The organism is Herbaspirillum sp. C9C3 (assembly GCF_013359625.1).
In the GTDB taxonomy this organism is placed as follows: domain Bacteria; phylum Pseudomonadota; class Gammaproteobacteria; order Burkholderiales; family Burkholderiaceae_D; genus Herbaspirillum.
The window spans coordinates 104,664-123,494 of record NZ_JABFMQ010000010.1 but is presented as its reverse complement, the minus strand read 5'-3'; the positions used below and the strand labels follow the sequence as shown (position 1 = coordinate 123,494).

The following is an 18,831-nucleotide window of genomic DNA, read 5'->3' as shown; positions in this document are numbered from 1 at the left end:
CCACGGTTTGCCTGCTGTTGGTGCGCACTGCCGCCGCACGGCGTCGGGATGCAGCGACAGGGCTTGCAAAAACCGCTGCGTTTTGGTGAATTCCCATGGGATGCCATGCGGCATCTACGTCATTTGACGTATGCCCTCGCGCTGCGAATGGTTTGAAAATTGCTTCACCATAAACACGCACAGCGCAGATCGTGTGCGGCGCAACGAGACAGACAAGGCACTGACGACAACGACCGTCCGGATCCCCGACCTCACCAAGAGCCAACGTGACCCATCCCGCCACACAACGCATCGTCAAGGTCCGGCGCGACTACAACACCTGGGTCGCCAACGAAACGCTGGAAGACTACGCGCTGCGCTATACGCCGCTATCCTTCCGCCGCTGGTCCGAATTCCGCCTGGCCAATACGGCCCTGGGCGCGACCTCCTTCCTGGCACTGGAAGCCATCAGCGGCGCCATTACCCTCAGTTATGGCTTCACCAATGCCTTCTGGGCGATCGTCTGCGTGATGGTGCTGTTTTTCGCCACCGGCCTGCCCATCAGCTACTACGCCGCGCGCTACGGGGTGGACATGGACCTGCTCACGCGCGGTGCCGGCTTCGGCTACATCGGCTCGACCATCACTTCGCTGATCTATGCCAGCTTCACCTTCATCTTCTTCGCGCTGGAAGCGGCCATCATGGCCCAGGCCATCGAGATCTATTTCGGTCTGCCGCTGGTATATGGCTACGTGCTCTGTTCGCTCATCATCATTCCCATGGTGGCCTACGGCATCACCCTCATCAACCGCCTGCAGATGTGGACCCAGCCGCTATGGCTGGTGCTGCTGGTGCTGCCCTATGCCTGCGTGCTCTACAAGGAACCGGAAGCGCTGTCGAACCTCCTGAGCTTCGCCGGCCGCGCCGAGGAAGGCAGTTCCTTCAATCTCACCCTGTTCGGGGCCGCTGCCACGGTGGCCTTCTCGCTCATCGCGCAGGTGGGTGAGCAGGTCGACTTCCTGCGCTTCCTGCCGCAGAAGACCGCCGCCAATCGCGGGCGCTGGTGGAGTGCGCTGTTGCTGGCCGGCCCTGGCTGGATCCTGCTGGGCGGGGCCAAGATGCTGGGCGGCACGCTGCTGGCCTTCCTCGCCATCCAGCACGAGGTGCCCATGGCGCGGGCCGTGGAACCGACCCAGATGTACCTGATCGGCTACCAGTACGTGTTCGGCAATCCGGCCTTCGCGCTGGGGGCGGTCGTACTGTTCGTGGTGGTGTCGCAGATCAAGATCAATGTCACCAACGCCTATGCCGGCTCGCTGGCTTGGTCCAATTTCTTCGCGCGCCTCACGCACAGCCATCCGGGGCGGGTGGTGTGGCTGGTGTTCAATGTGTTGATTGCGGTGCTGCTGATGGAACTGGGCGTCTTCAATGCGCTGGAACATGTACTGGCGCTCTACAGCCTGGTCGCCATCTCGTGGATCGGCGCCGTGGTGGCCGACCTGGTCATCAACAAGCCGCTGCGCCTGAGCCCGGCCCACATCGAATTCAAGCGTGCCCACCTGTATGACGTGAACCCGGTCGGCGTCGGCTCGATGGCCATCGCCACCCTGCTCTCCACGCTGGCCATGTCGGGCGTGCTGGGCAAGACGGTGGCGGCCATGGCACCCTTCATCGCCCTGGGTACCGCACTGGTGACGGCCCCGCTCATTGCCTGGGCCACCGGCAGCCGCTACTACATCGCGCGGCGCGATACGCTGTCCGAACAGAACTATCGCCCCGTCACGCCGGGTCAGACGCATTCAGTGCTCGATTGCGTGATCTGCGGCAATGCCTTCGAAACACCGGACATGGCCCATTGCCCGGCCTACCAGGGCGCCATCTGCTCGCTGTGCTGTTCGCTGGATGCGCGCTGCAAGGACCGCTGCAAGACACCGCGCGCACGGTTGCCCAACCAGATCCTGCACACCTTGCGCCAGCTGATCCCGGCGCGCTTCGCGGTCAAGCTCAATACCCGCCTCGGGCATTACCTGAGCGTGTTCGGTCTGCTGGCTGGCGGACTGGCGATTGTGTTGTGGATGCTGTATTTCCAGCAGATGGCCGATCTCTCCGGACTGACGCTCTCAGCCCCCGACTCGCTGCGCGGCGTCTTCATCAAGCTGTTCTGCCTCTTGCTGGTGGTGGTCGGCGTGGGTGCCTGGTGGCTGGTGCTGACCAACGAAAGCCGCGCCGTGGCCCAGGAAGAATCAGAGCGCCAGACCAATCTGTTGCTGCAGGAAATCGAAGCCCACAAGCAGACCGATGCCGAACTGCAGCGCGCCAAGGAAGCGGCCGAATCGGCCAACCTGGCCAAGAGCCGCTTCGTGGCCGGCATGAGCCACGAATTGCGCACGCCCTTGAACAGCATCCTCGGCTATGCGCAGATCCTGCACGTGGACGCCACCATCCCGCCGGCCCGCAAGGAAGCCATCGCCATCATCCGCCGCAGTGGCGAACACCTGTTGAGCCTCATCGACGGCCTGCTCGACATTGCCAAGATCGAGGCTGGCAAGATGCGCCTGGCCTCCGACGAACTGGCACTGGAAGCCTTCCTGGAGCAGATCGTCGGCATGTTCGCCCCGCAGGCCGAACAGAAGGGCCTGCACTTCCGCTTTGAGAAAAGCGGACGCCTGCCGCAGATCGTCCATGCCGACCAGAAACGCTTGCGCCAGATCCTCATCAACCTGCTGGGCAATGCCGTCAAGTTCACCGATCACGGCGGCGTCACGCTCAGGGTGCGTTATGCACGCGAGATTGCGTATTTCGATGTCATCGATACCGGCATCGGCATTGCCGACGACGACCTGGAACGTATCTTCCTGCCCTTCGAGCGCAGCAGCGCGGCCAATCTGCGCGAAGACATCGGCACCGGGCTGGGACTGGCCATCAGCCGCATGTTGGTGCACATCATGGGCGGCGAACTGGGGGTAGAGAGTCGGGTCGGGCTGGGCAGCAGCTTCCACCTCAAGATCTATCTGCCGCAAGTGCACGTACCGCGTCCGCGCATCAAGCTGGAGGATCAGATGTCGGGTTACGCAGGACCCTCGCGCCACATCCTGGTGGTCGATGATCAGGCTTCGCAACGGCGCCTGCTCAAGGACATGCTCATGCCGCTGGGATTCGTGGTGAGCGAGGCCGACAGCGGGCTGGCCTGCATGGAGCGGCTGGGCCACGACATACCCGACCTGCTCCTGCTGGATATCGCCATGCCGCAGATGGATGGCTGGAGCGTGGCACGCGCCATCCGCGCGCGCGGCCTTGCGCAGTTGCCCATCCTGCTGGTATCGGCCAATGCCTTCGAGAACCTGCATGAGCGCAACGAGCCAGCGCTGGTCAATGATTTCGTGGTCAAGCCGGTCTCGTATCACGAATTGCTGGGCAAGCTGCGCCAGCATCTGCAACTGGACTGGGTGGCGTCGGCACAGCCTGCCGAGCCGCCGCCAGCATCGGCAGCGACGCAAGCCCTCCTGCTGGTACCGTCCCAGGACAGGCTGGCCTCACTGCTGGAGTTGGGCCGCATCGGCTATGCCAAGGAAATCCTGCGCCAGCTCGACGCCATGGAACGCCAGCAACCGGCCTACCTGCCCTTCACGACCGAGCTGCGACAGCTGGTCAAACAATTCCGCTTGAATGAATACGTCACCCGCATCCAGGAGCTGATCCGACATGATCTCAACGACGTTCGATAGACACGTGGTCCTGATCGTCGATGACATGCCCGACAACCTGGCCATGTTGTCCGATGCGCTCGATGAAAGCGGCCACATCGTCCTCGTCGCCACGGACGGACTGGCGGCGCTGGAGCGGCTGGACCACATCACGCCCGATCTGATCCTGCTGGACGCGATGATGCCCGGCATCGACGGTTTCGAGACCTGCCGCCGCATCAAGCAGGTCAAGCGCGTGGCGCATGTGCCGGTGGTGTTCATGACGGGCTTGTCGGAGACCGAACACGTGGTGCGCGGCTTCGAGGTGGGCGGCATCGACTACGTGACCAAGCCGATCCGTCCGCAGGAAGTGGTGGCGCGCATCGGCGCGCATATCCGTACCGCGCGCATGATGACGCAGACGCGCGGCGTGCTGGAACATGCCGCCCATGCGGTGATCGTGCTGGGCGGCCATGGCCTGCCGATGTGGCAGACCAGCAAGGCATCACAGTGGCTGGAGAAGTATTACGGTCCGGCTGCACCGAGCAGCCACAAGTTGCCGACTCCCTTGCAGGTATGGCTCAACGAGCAGTTGGTACGGCAACGCCAGGGCGAGAGCCTGGACCGGGTGCCACCGCTGATCGTGCGACAGCAGCAGGACGAGCTGCACATCACGCTTTGCGGACCCGGGCAGGCGCATGGCGTGAGCCTGGTGCTGGAAGAAAAAACGGCGGGCGCCACCCAGCGTGGCGACGACGGCATGAGCCTGCCGCCTACCCTGGAGGGGGCGCGCCTGACGCCGCGCGAGAGCGACGTCCTGCTCTGGCTGGGCAAGGGCAAGACCAACCGCGACATCGCCGAAATCCTCGGCATGAGTCCGCGTACGGTCAACAAGCACCTGGAACATATCTTCGTGAAGCTGGGGGTGGAGACGCGTTCGGCGGCGGCGGTGCTGGCCAGGGCCAGCGTGCCATAGATCGGCAGCCGCCACAGACACGCAAACATTAGAGCAAATGCGCGCGAGCCGGTCAGGCCAGCGCGGCCAAGGCTTGTGCCTCCGATTTCAGCCCGCTGGCAAAGTATCTCTTGAGCAGCACGTCCGGCATGGTCCGCAACACAACATTGCGCATGGCAAAGCCCACCCGGGTTGACGGAACGTACATCGGGGCCAATTTGCGACTGCGATGCTGCAAGCGCAGTACGGTCGGACGCAGGCGCTGATCGTGACGCGCCAGCGCCACCTCCAGTCCAGCCGCCGAGGGTGCGGTTGGGCCTGCGGCAACACGCTGCAGTTCTTCGGCCAGTATCGACGCCGACGCCAGCGCCAGGCCCGCCCCTTGTCCCGAAATGAGCGACAGACTGTGCGCAGCATCGCCCAGCAGCAGAATGCGGCCTTGCCGCCAGGAGGCCAATTCCACCAGTACCAGGTCGTCGATGACGATCTCTTGCGGATTCTCTACCGCGTCCAGCGCGGTGCGCACGCCCGCGAAACTTCTGGCCGTGCAAGCGCGCAGCAATGACTGGCGCTGCGCCGGCGCAACGAACCCGGCCTCACGGCTGCGCCAGACATGCAGTGCGGCCAGCCGACCATCGCACAATCCATAGTATTCGGTCTGGATGCCGGGCTCGGCATAGGAAAGAAAGTCTTTTCCCAGCATCAGGCTGTCCTGCACCTCATAGCTGGCGTACCGGTAGCCCAATGGCCGGAGACAGTCGGCATCGGCGGCGAAGTACCGGCGTCGCAGCGGCGAATGCACACCATCAGCGGCAATGAGCAGATCGGCCTCATGGCAAGAGCCATCGCTCAAGGTCACGCGCACGCCACTGTCATGGTTGAGCGCCTCTTGCACGGTCACGCCGAAGCGCCATGCAATGTCCGGTTTGGGCAGCGCGGCATGCAGTTCCTGCACCAGAACGCCACGCCTCAGCGTGAGCCACTCGATACCGGCCAGCGCCTCGCGATAGTTGATGCGCAAGATCTCCCGACCTAGACGGTCGCGATAGATATGCTGTCCCATGTCGGGATAGGCCAATTCGCTCAACCGCGGCACCAGGTCCATACGACGCACGGTGGCCAGCCCCGGGCCGGACAGGCCCATCATGTGACCGCCGTTGCGCAGGGCATCAGCCTGTTCCACCATCAACACGCGCCAGCCGGCACGCTGCATCCACCAGGCAGCGGCCAGCCCGGCGATGCCGGCTCCGCAGATGACCACAAAACTCTGGCGGGACGTTTCCTCACGCATCTGCATCACTTGGTTTCTCCGAAAAAAGATCAGGTCCTGTGCCACGGTAATACACAGCTACGCCGGCCATCGCCAGCGCCAGTGCAGCCAGACCCAGCACAGCGCTATAACCCAGGCGGTGCGCCAGCCACCCACCGACGATGCCCAGCACGACGGCCATGCAGGCATCGGCGCATTGGAACAAGGTGAAATCGACTCCCGGCTGAGGGCCATCTGCACAACGCATCAGCAGCGTGTAGTTGGCTACGAAGGTGGCGGAGAGCGCCATTGAGAACACCCACACGGCCACTGCCTGCATGAGCAATGGCACAGCGCCCGCCAGGCACAGCAAGGCCAGCGCTTGCAGGGTCAATGCCGTCACCAGCGCCACGCGCGCTTGCCAGCGACGCACCAGAAGGCCGCCCAGAAGCGCGCCCGTCAAACCGGCCAATACGCCGCCTGCGCCTTGCAGCCAGGCCAGTTGCTCCAGCGGCATACCGTGATCAAGCAGGAAAGCACCGGTCAATCCCATGACCAGCCGCGGGCCGATGGCAAGCAGGATCGTCAGTACCAGGCCACGGCGCACCGTTGGACGACGCCATGCCTGGCTCAGCGACGCCGGCCTGCGCGTCAAGCTGCGAGCCACCGACCCAGGGCGCAGGAACCACCAGGGCAGGCCAAGCAGGGCAATCAGCGAGGCCAGAAGAAAACATCCCTGGGCCATTCCCCATCGCTGCGCCACCAACAGGAACAGCCCACCGCCCAGCAGCAGTCCGGCATAGCTGCCGCCGACCTGTGCCACGTTGACCCAGCCGCGCAGGGAAGGCTGCGACTGCTCTATCGCGAAGCCGTCGCAAGCCACATCAATGCTGGCGGCCAGCAGTGCGGCCAGCGACAGGGCCACCATAACCAGTCCGACCTGTCTGCCCCCGCCTGCGGCCATCAGTGCAAACAGCGCCGCCAGCATCAACTGCCCACCCAACACCATCTGGCGTGAGCGAGCGGCGCTACCGGCGGGCAAGCGCCAGCGTTCTATCCATGGTGCCCAGGCGAATTTGAGCGCCCATGGCAGCATCAGCAAGGACAGCCACCCCAGCTGCTGCAGCGAGGCACCCTGGCTGCGCAGCAGGGCCGGCAAGGCTTGCGCAGCCACGCCCGTCACCAGGCTCTGGGCCACGTAGACACCGGCGATGGCGACCAGCAGGAACCCGGCCCGGTCCCCAGTGCTGGTAGTCTCGCTCCGGCGCATCAGTAGGCGTAGCTCAGCGTGACGCCCAAGCTGCGGCCGCTGGCTACCTGGGCGAAGTTGCCGAGTTGCGGGCCACCGGAGAAGGCATAGGTGCGGTAAGCGCGGTCGGTCAGGTTGTGCACGTAGAAGGCCAGTTCGGTATCGGGACGGACCTGCCAGGCCAGTGCTGCATCGACGAGGGTATAGGCGGCCTGGCGCAAGGTATTGGCGGTATCGAAATATTGCGCGCCGAGATAACGCGCATTGAGCTGCGGGCGCCAGTTTCCGACAGGGGACGACAGATCCCCTTGCAAGCCGAGCCTGAGACCATGCCGTGGCGCGAACGGCATGTCATTGCTGCCGCAGGCAGTACAGGCGCTGGAGGCGACATAGCGGGTGAAGCGCGCGCGATTGATGAAACCGGATGCGTTCAATGTCCATTGCCGGCTCAGGCTCCAGGCCAGATCGAATTCGACTCCGGTAGAACGGCTGTCGCCGACGTTGCGCAGCGATTGATAGCCGACGCTGTCGCCCTGGTACAGCTGGGCATCCTTGATGTCGATGCGGTAAGCGGCGATGCTGCCCTGGACGTGCTGTGCGTTAAACCGGGTGCCGACCTCGACACTGGTGGCGCGCTCGCGCGAGAATGCGCGTGCGTCGGCCACGCTGCTGGGCGCCAGGTTGTATCCGCCTGGTTTGTAACCCTGCGTCAGGCTGCTGTAGAGACGCCATACCGGGTCGAGCTTGAAGCCGGCCGAAAGACGCCCCAGTACGCTACCCTCGCCGGTGCTGTTGGTACCGCCGAAGGGCTGCTGGGCAAAGGTGGAGAAATCGAGCGCGGTTCCGCCAAAGGCCGTACGGGCACGGTCTCGGCTCCAGCGCATGCCGCCCGAGAGATTCAGCGCATCGGTGGCGTGCCAGGTCAGGTCGCCATAGGCGGCCACCGATTCGGTCTCATTATGTGATCGCGTGTCGATCGCGTTGACGCCAAACAGCGGCAAGTCATTGTGATAGCGCCGGCTCTGGCCCGTCGCCTGCCGGTACAGCCCGAACAGGCCATCCCAGGCGCGGCCCGGGCCTTGCGATGCGAGGCGGATCTCCTGCATGTCCTGGCGCCAGTTCTCGGGTTGAGCAGTGTAGTAAGGACCAAACAGATAGCTGCGATCCGTCTCGGCCTGCTGCCAACCAGCCAGCGCCGAAAGCTTCCATGGCCCCATGTCGTAGACGGCAGCCAGCGATTGGCTATCACCGCAACGCCGTTGTGAAAAGTCCGCCAGCGATTTGGGCATCCCGCTCTGCACATAGATCTTGCGGCTGTCGATGTCATTGAAGGCGACATAGGCATCCTGGCTGGAACGCGCGCACTCGTGGCCGGCCGCCAGGCTCGCTTGCCACCCGGCCCCTGAAGGGGCCAGGCGCAACTTGACCATGCCGCTGCTGCTGCGCACGCCGCCCTGGCGACTGGCGCCGGTAGCAGGATTATGCAGGTCGCCCGGGGCATTGTCGTGACGCAGCGCCACCGAGGCATACAGCATGTCCTTCACCAGCGGCAGAGCCAGCGTGCCTTCCAGCAAATTGCCGTCACGGCTGGACCAACCGGTGCGCAAGCGTGCGCGTACGGTATTGTCGGGCTGGCGCGTGGTCACGTTGATAACGCCGCCCTCGGCGCTCTTGCCGTACAAGGTTCCCTGCGGCCCTTTGAACAATTCGACGCGCTCCACTTCCAACAGCGACTGGTTCACCAGGATGGGCATTTGCGGCACCCCATCCACATACAGCGTGAGTGCGGGATTGTAGAAGTCTTGCGCCGACGTGACGCCGCGCACGCTGATGAGCGGATAGTGCAGCGATCCGCTACCGGCCATCTGTACACCCGGCAGGACGCGTCCCAGGTCCTGGGTGCTGCGCACTTGTGCATCGTCGAGCTCGGATTGCTCAAGCACCACCACGCTGCCGCTGACGCTCTCCAGGGTCTGTTCGCGCTTGTTGGCCGTGACGATCACGGGTGCCAACCGTGTGCGCTCATCGGCGGTGCCCACCCCCGCCTCCTGTGCCAGGACCGGGCTGCCCCACGCCGTGCAAGCTGCAGCGACGGCGGTGCGCAGCAAGGGATATGCAGCGCCATACATCATTTTTCTCATATTCACTCTCCGTGTATCATGATGATAATGAGAATTATTATTATCTTTGACGGCAACCGGTGAACGGTTTCACGACCGTCTTGACGGTTTCGAGGATTTTTCATATGGATCAGCACCACGGCGGCTGGAGTGTGGCCGAGGACGGCAGCATTAGCATGGAACATCACCCGCTGTTGCCGCGCGTTGTCCTGCCCGCTGAATGGGCCGACATGATGAAGGTGGATGAGCTTGCGGGCGGCATCAGCGTTACCAGCTGGCACGGCCACCCGCACCAGCCACTCGATGTGATAGCGACAGGACCGGCGCTGTTCTGCGTAGCTCTGCTGCTGGAAGGCCGGGCCGCCATGGCGCTTGATGGCGGTCCCCTGCTGGAGCTTGAGGCTGGCATGGCGGTCATCCAGACCGCCGACCGGCCAGTCACCGGACGCTTCTGCGTAGCGGGCAGCGCGGCCATCCGGCTGGTGGACATTCGCTTCACACACCAGGCATTGGCAGAGCTCGGTGGCCGACCGTTGTCGAGCCTGCAGCGCGATCTGCTGCGCGATTGCAGCCTTCCCGAGGTTGGTGCACTGATGGGTGGCTTGCAGGCGCCGCCAGTCTTGCTGCGCATCGCCACCGAGATCTTGCAGTGCGATTTGAGCGGCGATCTGCGCTCCCTGTATTTGCGCTCCAAGGCGCTGGAGACACTGGCGCTGCTGCATCAGCACCTGCGCTGCGGCATTCGGGGCCAAGTGGGTACGCGAGAGCAGCGGCAACTGGAGAAGGCACGCCAGTTGCTGGAACAGCGCTACGCCGAGTCATGGAGCATCGACAGGCTGGCGCAGGAAGTGGGATTGAACCAGAAGAAATTGCAGGCGGGATTCCGGGTCCTGGTCGGGCGCACCGTCCATGCCCATCTGCGCGAGCTTCGACTGCATGCAGCGGCGACCATGTTGGCCGAGGGCATGGGAGTGGCTGATACGGCCATGGCAGTGGGATTTTCCAACCTTAGCCATTTCAGCAAGAGCTTTCGCCAGAAGCATGGCGTGACGCCCAACCTATGGAGGCAGCACGCGCCAACCGGTGCGCGCCGTCTGTCGTAGGGCAGATGCTGCCGAAGCCTCTCGCCCTTTACAGCCGGAAATTTTGGCCCCGCCTGTGCTCTTCGCATTGTCCCTTGGTGAAAGGAGCGAACAAGAATATCACACGTAAACCGATACTTTGCCCTATCCTTGCACAGGGCACTTACGCCCATCATTACCGAAGCAAGGAGGCAACATGCCCAAGAAAGAGAAACTGGACCCGGAAACTGAAGCCCTGATCCAATGGTGTACCGAAGTCGAGCAATTCCTGGTCAAGGGCGGCGCCACGCTGGACCAGGCACAGGAGCACATCGAAGAACAGGTGGAATGGTTCACCGACCTCTACTACGATGGCCTCACCCCGGAAGAAGCCGCCAAGGAAGCCCTGGCCTGACTCTTCTGCGCCACTCCCCCAACCGCATCCCGGCCCGCAAGGCCGGGATTTTCTTTGGCTGACATGCGGCATTGTGCCGCCGGGGCAGGCCAGCGGTCACAGGACAAGACACGTGAAACGCCTGTGATCTGAGCTGAACCCAGCCAATGTTACGCAGTCAGAGGACGAGCCCGGTTCAGTGATGCCAGGCTTTACAGGACACCCCACTGTTGCCCCTTCACGCGCACGCTATGCTGACAATTTTCTTTCAGACCACCCGAGATACACTTCGTATCGCCTTGCTTTGCCTGTGCGCGGCAAGCGCGCCGCTGGCAGTGGCCGAAGGCAGTGCCTTCGTTCATCCAGGCGGCTTGCACACCACTGCGGATTTCACCCGGATCAAGACCCGCCTGGCCGCCATGGACCAGCCCTGGACCGCAGGCTGGCGGCGTCTCACCGGCAACCGCCACGCCGGCCTCGACGGACAGCCGGCAGCGGTTCCGGTGATCTATCGCGGCAAGGATGGAGCAGGACATGCCGAAAACTACAGCCGCCTGTTCAACGATGCCGCCGCAGCCTACGCCCTGGCCCTGCGCTGGAAAATCAGCGGTGATGATCGCTACGCTGCACGCGCCACGCTCCTGCTTGACGCATGGGCCAGCACCTTGCAGGCCATCGAAGGCAGTTCGGACCGCTTCCTGGCATCGGGCATCTATGGCTACCAGTTGGCCAACGCGGGAGAACTCCTGCGCGACTATCCACACTGGCCCGGCGGCGGCTTCAGCGCTTTCAAGGGCATGATGCTACGGGTCTTCTACCCGATGAATCACGACTTCCTGACGCGCCACAATGGGGCCCGCATCGATCACTACTGGGCCAACTGGGACCTTGCCAACATGAGTTCGATGATGGCGATCGGGATCCTGGCCGATCGCCACGACCTCTACCAGGAAGCCGTCCGCTACTTCAAGCAGGGAGCAGGCAATGGTGCCATCAACAATCTGGTCTGGACGCTCTATCCCGACGGTCTTGGCCAGATTCAGGAGAGTGGCCGCGACCAGGGACACAGCCTGCTGGACCTGGCCCTTGCGGGCACGTTCTGCCAGATGGCCTGGAACCAGGGTGATGACCTGTTCGGGTACGAGAACAATCGACTGCTGCGCGGTGCCGAATATGTGGCGCGCTACAACCTGGGCGATGCCGTCCCCTTCACACCCTATCACAACAGCGACGTGACGCAGGAAACCATCTCGCCCACAGGCCGTGGCGAACTACGCCCCATCTGGGAACTGCTGTACCAGCACTATGTGGTGCTCAAAGGCCTGCCCGCACCCGCCTTGCAACGCTTCGCCGAGAAGGTGCGGCCGGAAGGCGGCGGCGGCGACTACGGACCCAACAGTGGTGGTTACGACCAGACCGGCTATGGCACCTTGATGTACACCTTGCGTTAGCAAGCCGCCCCTCCGGCAGCGCCACGCATTCAGAGGTGCGCTTGGCCTGCCGTATTACTTCCGCGCAAACCGTGTCGGTACCCGCCGCAAGGCGTCATACAAGGGCCGGCAGGATTCGGCCAGACGCTCCAGGCTGGCCTCGCGCAAGGCATCCAGATCGACCGGCGCGCTGCCCGCCAATCCCGCCCAGCTCAGCAGTGCGCCAAAGGCTTGCGGTGTATCGAACATGCCGTGCAGGTAGCTACCCAGGATCTGCCCGTCGTCCGATTGCGCACCCTCGCCGCGCCCCTCGATGACGAACGCAGGACGCGCCAGCGCCGGGCCGGAAGACACGCCCATGTGGATCTCGTAGCCGCTGACCGTTGCAGCCGTCTCACTGAAGACACAGTGGCCGCTAACCTGCAGCAGCTTCTTGTCTCGCCTCAGTTCGGTACGCATCGGCAGCAGGCCGAGACCGACACTGCTGCCGGGCACGCCTTCCACACCATGCGGATCATCCACGCTCTCCCCCAGCATCTGGAAACCGCCACAGATTCCGATCAGCTTGCCGCCATAGCGCAGATGACGGGCAATGGCCGCCTCCCAGCCATGTTCCCGCAGCCAGTGCAGATCCCCGCGGGTATTCTTGCTGCCGGGCAGGATGATGAGATCAGCCGGCGGCACCGGCTGGCCCGGGCCAATGAAGCGCAGATCGACATCGGGATGGGCGCGCAGTGCATCGAAGTCGGTATGGTTGCTGATGCGCGGCAAGACCGGCACCACGATACGGAATTGGCCGCGACTCTCCTGCGTGGCTGCCACCGCATCCTCGGCATCCAGGTGCAACCCATGCAGGTAGGGCAGCACCGCCAGCACGGGCTTGCCGGTGCGGGCCTCGAGCCAGTCCAGCCCCCCTTGCAGCAGGCTGATGTCGCCACGGAAGCGGTTGATGACGAAGCCGATCACGCGTTCCCGTTCGCTCTCGGAAAGACAATCGAGCGTGCCGCTCAGGTGCGCAAAAACACCACCCCGGTCGATATCGGCCACGATGATGACGGGACAATCGACCGCTTCGGCAAAACCCATGTTGGCAATGTCGCGCGCGCGCAGATTGATCTCGGCCGGACTGCCGGCGCCTTCCACGATCACGCAGGCATATTGCGAGCGCAGCCGCGCATAGGATTGCAGCACGGCCTGCATGGCTTCGGTCTTGTAGCGGTGATAGTCACGGGCGTTCATATCGGCGCGTACCTTGCCCTGCACGATGACCTGGGCGCCGGTATCACTGGAGGGTTTGAGCAAGACCGGGTTCATATCGGTGTGCGGCGCGATGCCGGCGGCCTGCGCCTGCAGGGCCTGAGCGCGTCCAATCTCGCCACCGTCGCTGGTCACCGCACTGTTCAAGGCCATGTTCTGCGGCTTGAAGGGAGCGACGCTGATCTCATCCTTCTTCAGCAGGCGGCATAACGCAGCGGCCAGAGTGCTCTTGCCGGCATCCGACGTGGTGCCCTGGATCATCAGGGTATGAAAAGGAAAATCAGCCACGTTGACTCCATCTGTTCAGGGCCTCTTGCAGGCGTACCCAACCCGCCTCATCCGGCGGCAGTCCGAGGCGGATACCACCAGCACCGCGCGTGAAAAGGCGCACCCAGATGCCGGCGCGCGCCATCGCTTCATGAAACGCCGGCGCCTGAGCTTCGGGCCACCACTGGAACAATGCCGTGCCACTGGCGCGGATGTCATGCTGCGCCAGCAGCGCATGCAGGCGCGCGCCTTCGGTCAACAGGGTCTGTCGCGTCGCAGCCTGCCAAGGGCGGTCGAGCAGTGCCGCGCTGCCGATCTGCTGGGCCGGACCGCTGATGGACCACGGCCCGAGCCAGTCAGCCAGCGCATCCAGCAAAGGGGCTGCCGCCCCGACAAAGCCCAGCCGCAAGCCCGCCAGCCCGAAGAACTTGCCGACCGAACGCAGCACGATCAGGCCCGGCTGGTGGCTGTGTGCGCACACGCTGTAACCATTGACGGTATCGCCGAAGGCTTCATCGACCACCAGCCAGCCCCCCCGCCCGGCCAGCAGGGCCGCCCAGCGCAGCAGGTCCGCCGGCGCGACCAGGGCACCGGTCGGATTGTTGGGATTGCACAGCACCAGCACCTCGCACGATGTCTCGCGCACGGCCTGATCAAGATCGGCGTACGCGACTTCACGCACGGCATGCCCCGTACGCCGCCAGCAGTGCGCATGTTCCGCGTAGATGGGGGCTGCCACCACTACCTGTGCAGGGCGGCGCTGTTGTTGCAGACGCAGTTGCGGCAGCGCCTGAATCGCCGCCTGGGTGCCTGCCACGGCCAGCAGACGCGGCGCATCGTAATACGCACAGGCCGCTTGCTCCAGCGCGTGTGACGGCTCGGGCAGGCGGTGCCAGGCGTGCGCCGCCGGTGCAGCTGCCGGGTAGGGTCGCGGGTTGATGCCGGTGGAGATATCCAGCCAGTCACTGCGCGGACGACCATAATGGCGGGCCGCCGCGTCGAGGTTGCCACCGTGCTCAAGCATGGCTCGCCCCCACCCCGGTGACCAGGCTCAGCAGCGCCAGGGCGCCCACCACGGCCAGCCAGAGCGCCGTGCTCATGGCCACCAGGCGCCAGGCACGGACGATATCCGGTCCCTGCGGCGGCAGGCCCGATCCCAATGGCGGGCGCTCTTCGAGCTGGCCGTCATACCGGGCCGGACCGCCCAGGGCCAGGCCCAGTGCTCCGGCGCCCGCCGCCATCACCGGACCGGCGTTGGGGCTGCTCCACGCAGGCGCCTGCGTCTTCCAGCAATCCAGCGCCTGGCGACGCTGGCCCAGCCAGGCATAAGAGCAGGCGGTCAGTCGCGCAGGCAACCAGTTGAGGGCATCATCAATGCGCGCCGCGGCCCAGCCGAAATAGAGGAAGCGCGCATTGCGGTAACCCCACATGGCGTCCAGGGTATTGGCCAGGCGAAACAGCAAGGCGCCCGGGCCACCCGCCACCAGGAACCAGAACAAGGTACCGAAGACGGCATCGTTACCATTCTCCAGCAGCGATTCGACCCCGGCCTTGGCCAGCTCGGCTTCGTCGGACTGGCGCGTCTCACGGCTGACGATCAAGGAAGTCAGCCGCCGCGCCAGCGGCAAGTCCCGCTGCGCCAGCGCCTGTGCAATCGGCAAGGTATGCTCGCGCAGGCTGCGCAGTCCGATGCAGAAATACAGCAGCACCGCATGGATCCATGCCGCCATCCAGACGGGCAGCGCGGCCAGCAGCCAGGTGCAGGCCAGTACCGGCGGCAACACTGCCAGCGACCAGGCCAGCACGCCACGCAGGCGCAAGGCCGGGGCGTGATTGAGCCGCGCTTCGATGCGCTTGGCCAGATTGCCGAACCCGACCAACGGATGCCAGCGCCGCGCTTCCCCCAGCAGCAGATCCAGGGCCAGGCCCAGCGCCATCAGCAGCGCCAGCCAGGGCAAGGACAAGCCGCTCAGCACGCGCTGTCCTTGAAGGTCAAGGGCAAGCCGGCGGCGACCCATTGCACGCGTTCGCACAGCGCAGCCACGGCCTGGTTCAGCCGCCCCGCCTCATCGACGAACCAGCGCGAGATGGCCCCCTGCGGCACGATGCCCATGCCGACTTCGTTGGACACCAGGATGACGGTCCCCTGCACTTCCTCCAGGGCCAGCAGGAAATCGGCGCGTTGCTGCGCGAAGGCCGGGGGCGGCGTGACCGGTCCCAGTTCCGGATAGTCCACGCCCTCGGCAAAGAGCAGGTTGGCCAGCCAGACGGTGAGGCAGTCGACCAGCACCACGGTCTCGGGCCGGCTCAGGCAGCGCAGTGCGTGGCCCAACGCCAGTGGCTCTTCCACGGTACTCCAGTGTGCACCCAGCGCGCGGCGGCGTTGCTGGTGATGGGCGATGCGCTCCTGCATCTCGGCGTCGTCGCGGTTGGCGGCGCGACTGGCGGTGGCCAGATAGACGATCTCGCGCGCGCCGCCGCGTGATGCGGCCAGCGCCAGGCGTTCCGCATGGGCGCTCTTGCCGCTGCGGGCGCCGCCAAAGATGAGGCTGCGGTGTCGGTTCGAGGATGCGGTGGTCATGCTTGCAGGTCTCCTTGCACGGGCCAGCGGTCTTCAAAGACCAGGTCTTGCAGGCGCTGGCGGCTGGCCCACTGCTCCTGTTCCAGCATGGGCTTGTCATAGAAAGCGGGGACGTGACCCAGACAGAGTACGGCGACCGGTTCGGCGCCCTCGGGCAGGTGCAGCAAACGGGCCAGCGCGGCCGGTTCGAACAGCGACACCCAGCCCATGCCCAGCCCTTCTGCGCGCGCGGCCAGCCACATGTTCTGCAAGGCGCAGGACAGCGAGGCCAGGTCCATCTGCGGCAAGGTGCGACGACCGAAGACATGGCGCTCGCGCTGATCCATGAGCGCAGCCACCAGCAATTCGCCACACTCGCGGATGCCTTCCACTTTCAGACGCATGAACTCGTCCTCGCGCTGATCCAGTGCGCGGGCAGTGGCGATGCGTTCCTGTTCCACCAGGGCATGGATCTGCTGGCGCAGCGCCTGATTGCGGATGCGGATGAAGCGCCAGGGCTGCATGAAGCCCACGCTGGGGCCCTGATGGGCCGCCTGCAGCAGGCGTTCCAACAGCTCGGGCGCGACCGGGTCGGGCAGGAAATGGCGCATGTCGCGGCGCTCGCGGATGACGCGATAGAGCGCATCGATCTGCGCCTGAGGATAGCGATGCGAAACAGTTTGCGTCATGGCGCCCCACCAAGCAGCGCCGCTACCGTCCGTGGCGCCGAGCGGAAATACGCATGCAGATAGCTGGCCGTGACCTGACCGCGACGATAGACCACCTCCCCTTCCGAGGAATCGAAGAGTCGCTCGCCACGCGCCATGAACTGCGCCCCGACCACCGCCCGCGAATAGTGGAAGGTATGGCAGCGCAGATGCTCGCCCACCGCACCGGGCAGGTTCAGTTGCAGAGTCTGGTAACCCAGACCTTGCAGGCGCGGCTGCACCGTCGCCTGGCCGGGCAGGATGCCGCACAGCTGGCCGCTGCTGCCGTCACCGGCGATGACGGTCTCCAGCAGGAACAGCATGCCGCCGCATTCGGCATAGAGCGGCTTGCCGGTCTCGGCATGGGCACGCAGGCTGGACTGGGTGCGCTGCGCGACCTGCAAGGCCGGCAGGTGCAGTTCGGGATAACCGCCCGGCAACCAGACCGCATCGCAATCGGGTAGTGCTTCATCGGCCAGCGGCGAGAAGAAGCTCACGTGCGCACCCATCAGCGCCAGCAGATCGAGGTTGGCGGTGTAGATGAAGGAAAATGCCAGATCGCGCGCCACGGCGATGGTCTTGCCCTCCAGGAGGCGCGGGAAGGCGCGTTCCGGCGGAGGCGTACCGAAGTCCACCGGCGCGGGCAGATTGGCCAGTGAAGTCGCTGACATTCTTTCGGCCACGGCATCCAGGCGTGCCTCCAGATCGGCGATCTCGGGCGCGGCCACCAGGCCCAGATGGCGCTCCGGCAAGGCGAACTGCATGTCGCGCTGCAGCCCCGTCAACAGTGGCACCGAGGGCCGCGCATTCTGCAAACCCTGGCGCAACATCTGCGCATGGCGCGGGCTGGCTACGCCATTGGCCAGTACCCCGGCAAACTTGAGCTCGGGACGATAGGCCAGCAGGCCCTGCGCCAGTGCGCCGATGGTCTGGCCCATGCCGCGCGCATTGATCACGGCCACGACGGGAATGCCCAGCAACTGGGCCAGGTCGGCACTGCTGGGCTCGCCATCGAAGAGGCCCATCACGCCCTCGACCAGCAGCACATCCGATTCGGCGGCAGCCAACGCCACCTGGCGGCGGCAATGATCTTCGCCTCCCAGCCACAGATCAAGGTTGATCACCGGCTGGCCACTGGCTTGCTCCAGCACCATCGGATCGAGGAAATCGGGGCCGGTCTTGAACACCCGCACGCGCTTGCCCTGCTGCCGGTACAAGCGGGCCAGGGCGGCGGTGATGGTGGTCTTGCCGTGGCCGGAAGCCGGGGCCGAGATGAACAGGGCCGGGCAGCGGTAATCCGGATGCGTCATCAGAATTCCACGCCTTTCTGCGCTTTCACGCCCTGCTCCTTGTAGGGATGCTTGAGCGGGCGCATCTCGCTGACCAGATCGGCCTGCTCGATCAGCGCCTCCGGTGCATGGCGACCGGTGACGACGATGTGCAGCATCTCGCGGCGCGCCGCAAATACCCGCAGTACTTCCTCCAGATCCAGATACTGGTATTTGAGGACGATGTTGAGTTCATCCAGGATCACCATGTCATAGCCGGGGTCCTGGATCATGCGCACGGCCTCGGCCCAGCCACGTGCAGCGGTGCGCATGTCGGCCTCACGGTCCTGGGTGTCCCAGGTGTAGCCTGCGCCGACCACATGGAAGTCGCATCGCGCGTGGCTGCCCAGAAAGTCACGTTCGGCGCTGTAGAGTGCGCCCTTGATGAACTGCACCACGCCCAGCCGCATGCCGTGGCCGAGGATGCGCATGCCCATGCCGAAGGCGGCGCTGGACTTGCCCTTGCCGGTGCCGGTGTTGACGATCAGGAGGCCCTTCTCCTTCCGGGCGGCGGCCTTCTTCTTTTCGAAGCCTTCCTTGTGACGCTGGGTCATGCGCTTGTGCGATTCGGGGTCGGTTTTCATGATGTGCT

15 protein-coding genes are annotated in these 18,831 nt (G+C 64.6%); 5 read left to right on the top strand and 10 right to left on the bottom strand.

What is annotated here, in order from left to right:
* Positions 1–266: 266 nt before the first annotated feature.
* A complete protein-coding gene (locus HNO82_RS12060; RefSeq protein ID WP_175343886.1) occupies positions 267–3,704 on the top strand; it encodes an ATP-binding protein in 3,438 nt (1,145 codons plus the stop codon).
* On the top strand, positions 3,682–4,638 hold the full coding sequence (locus HNO82_RS12055) for a response regulator transcription factor (RefSeq protein ID WP_175343885.1): 957 nt from the start codon (positions 3,682–3,684) through the stop codon (positions 4,636–4,638). Before HNO82_RS12060 ends, HNO82_RS12055 begins: the two co-directional genes overlap by 23 nt.
* Before the next feature lie 52 nt (positions 4,639–4,690).
* On the opposite strand, the gene HNO82_RS12050 is transcribed toward HNO82_RS12055, so the two are convergent.
* Genes HNO82_RS12050 through HNO82_RS12040 form a run of 3 tightly spaced genes read right to left on the bottom strand, consistent with a single transcriptional unit; the run spans position 4,691 to position 9,256 of the window.
* Positions 4,691–5,914, bottom strand: a complete 1,224-nt coding sequence (locus tag HNO82_RS12050; RefSeq protein ID WP_175343901.1) for an FAD-dependent oxidoreductase — start codon at positions 5,912–5,914, stop codon at positions 4,691–4,693.
* Complete coding sequence (locus tag HNO82_RS12045; protein WP_175343884.1) at positions 5,901–7,136, bottom strand: MFS transporter; 1,236 nt, start codon at positions 7,134–7,136, stop codon at positions 5,901–5,903. Before HNO82_RS12045 ends, HNO82_RS12050 begins: the two co-directional genes overlap by 14 nt.
* Positions 7,136–9,256 (bottom strand): TonB-dependent receptor, encoded by a 2,121-nt coding sequence (locus tag HNO82_RS12040; RefSeq protein ID WP_249776985.1) that lies wholly within the window; start codon positions 9,254–9,256, stop codon positions 7,136–7,138. The genes HNO82_RS12045 and HNO82_RS12040 overlap by 1 nt, the downstream gene beginning before the upstream one ends.
* A 104-nt stretch (positions 9,257–9,360) precedes the next feature.
* On the opposite strand from HNO82_RS12040, the gene HNO82_RS12035 reads away from it, so the two are divergent.
* The 3 genes from HNO82_RS12035 to HNO82_RS12025 all read left to right on the top strand — a co-directional run bounded on the left by HNO82_RS12035 (position 9,361) and on the right by HNO82_RS12025 (position 12,141).
* Positions 9,361–10,338 carry a helix-turn-helix transcriptional regulator gene (locus HNO82_RS12035; protein ID WP_175343883.1) on the top strand — a complete coding sequence of 326 codons (978 nt, stop codon included), beginning with the start codon at positions 9,361–9,363 and terminating at the stop codon, positions 10,336–10,338.
* A 175-nt stretch (positions 10,339–10,513) separates the two neighbouring features.
* Positions 10,514–10,711, top strand: coding sequence for a hypothetical protein (locus tag HNO82_RS12030; RefSeq protein ID WP_008329502.1), 198 nt, complete (start codon positions 10,514–10,516; stop codon positions 10,709–10,711).
* 230 nt (positions 10,712–10,941) lie between these two features.
* Positions 10,942–12,141 carry an alginate lyase family protein gene (locus HNO82_RS12025; RefSeq protein WP_175343882.1) on the top strand — a complete coding sequence of 400 codons (1,200 nt, stop codon included), beginning with the start codon at positions 10,942–10,944 and terminating at the stop codon, positions 12,139–12,141.
* A 54-nt stretch (positions 12,142–12,195) separates the two neighbouring features.
* Here HNO82_RS12025 and HNO82_RS12020 read toward each other — a convergent pair whose 3' ends face one another.
* The 7 genes from HNO82_RS12020 to cobO are packed head-to-tail and all read right to left on the bottom strand — an operon-like array spanning position 12,196 to position 18,823.
* Entirely contained in the window at positions 12,196–13,665 is a 1,470-nt protein-coding gene (locus tag HNO82_RS12020) for a cobyric acid synthase (RefSeq protein WP_175343881.1), read from the bottom strand.
* Positions 13,658–14,668, bottom strand: coding sequence for a threonine-phosphate decarboxylase CobD (gene cobD / locus HNO82_RS12015; RefSeq protein ID WP_175343880.1), 1,011 nt, complete (start codon positions 14,666–14,668; stop codon positions 13,658–13,660). Before cobD ends, HNO82_RS12020 begins: the two co-directional genes overlap by 8 nt.
* Complete coding sequence (cbiB, locus tag HNO82_RS12010; protein ID WP_175343879.1) at positions 14,661–15,620, bottom strand: adenosylcobinamide-phosphate synthase CbiB; 960 nt, start codon at positions 15,618–15,620, stop codon at positions 14,661–14,663. The genes cobD and cbiB overlap by 8 nt, the downstream gene beginning before the upstream one ends.
* Positions 15,614–16,225, bottom strand: coding sequence for a bifunctional adenosylcobinamide kinase/adenosylcobinamide-phosphate guanylyltransferase (gene cobU / locus HNO82_RS12005; RefSeq protein WP_175343878.1), 612 nt, complete (start codon positions 16,223–16,225; stop codon positions 15,614–15,616). The genes cbiB and cobU overlap by 7 nt, the downstream gene beginning before the upstream one ends.
* Positions 16,222–16,893: a 5,6-dimethylbenzimidazole synthase gene (bluB, locus tag HNO82_RS12000; RefSeq protein ID WP_175343877.1), complete on the bottom strand. Its 672-nt coding sequence runs from the start codon at positions 16,891–16,893 to the stop codon at positions 16,222–16,224. Before bluB ends, cobU begins: the two co-directional genes overlap by 4 nt.
* On the bottom strand, positions 16,890–18,221 hold the full coding sequence (locus HNO82_RS11995) for a cobyrinic acid a,c-diamide synthase CobB (RefSeq protein ID WP_175343876.1): 1,332 nt from the start codon (positions 18,219–18,221) through the stop codon (positions 16,890–16,892). The genes bluB and HNO82_RS11995 overlap by 4 nt, the downstream gene beginning before the upstream one ends.
* The gene (gene cobO, locus HNO82_RS11990) at positions 18,221–18,823 is read right to left on the bottom strand and encodes a cob(I)yrinic acid a,c-diamide adenosyltransferase (RefSeq protein WP_008329511.1); all 603 of its coding nucleotides are present in this window, start codon (positions 18,821–18,823) and stop codon (positions 18,221–18,223) included. The genes HNO82_RS11995 and cobO overlap by 1 nt, the downstream gene beginning before the upstream one ends.
* Positions 18,824–18,831 lie beyond the last annotated feature (8 nt).

Bases quoted from the DNA above. Each gene is read 5' to 3' on its own strand.
- HNO82_RS12035 (WP_175343883.1), top strand. From the start codon at position 9,361: ATGGATCAGCACCACGGCGGCTGGAGTGTGGCCGAGGACGGCAGCATT.
- HNO82_RS11995 (WP_175343876.1), bottom strand. From the start codon at position 18,221: ATGACGCATCCGGATTACCGCTGCCCGGCCCTGTTCATCTCGGCCCCG.
- cobD (WP_175343880.1), bottom strand. From the start codon at position 14,668: ATGCTTGAGCACGGTGGCAACCTCGACGCGGCGGCCCGCCATTATGGT.
- cobU (WP_175343878.1), bottom strand. From the start codon at position 16,225: ATGACCACCGCATCCTCGAACCGACACCGCAGCCTCATCTTTGGCGGC.
- HNO82_RS12030 (WP_008329502.1), top strand. From the start codon at position 10,514: ATGCCCAAGAAAGAGAAACTGGACCCGGAAACTGAAGCCCTGATCCAA.
- bluB (WP_175343877.1), bottom strand. From the start codon at position 16,893: ATGACGCAAACTGTTTCGCATCGCTATCCTCAGGCGCAGATCGATGCG.
- HNO82_RS12025 (WP_175343882.1), top strand. From the start codon at position 10,942: ATGCTGACAATTTTCTTTCAGACCACCCGAGATACACTTCGTATCGCC.
- HNO82_RS12050 (WP_175343901.1), bottom strand. From the start codon at position 5,914: ATGCAGATGCGTGAGGAAACGTCCCGCCAGAGTTTTGTGGTCATCTGC.
- HNO82_RS12055 (WP_175343885.1), top strand. From the start codon at position 3,682: ATGATCTCAACGACGTTCGATAGACACGTGGTCCTGATCGTCGATGAC.
- cobO (WP_008329511.1), bottom strand. From the start codon at position 18,823: ATGAAAACCGACCCCGAATCGCACAAGCGCATGACCCAGCGTCACAAG.
- HNO82_RS12045 (WP_175343884.1), bottom strand. From the start codon at position 7,136: ATGCGCCGGAGCGAGACTACCAGCACTGGGGACCGGGCCGGGTTCCTG.
- HNO82_RS12040 (WP_249776985.1), bottom strand. From the start codon at position 9,256: ATGAGAAAAATGATGTATGGCGCTGCATATCCCTTGCTGCGCACCGCC.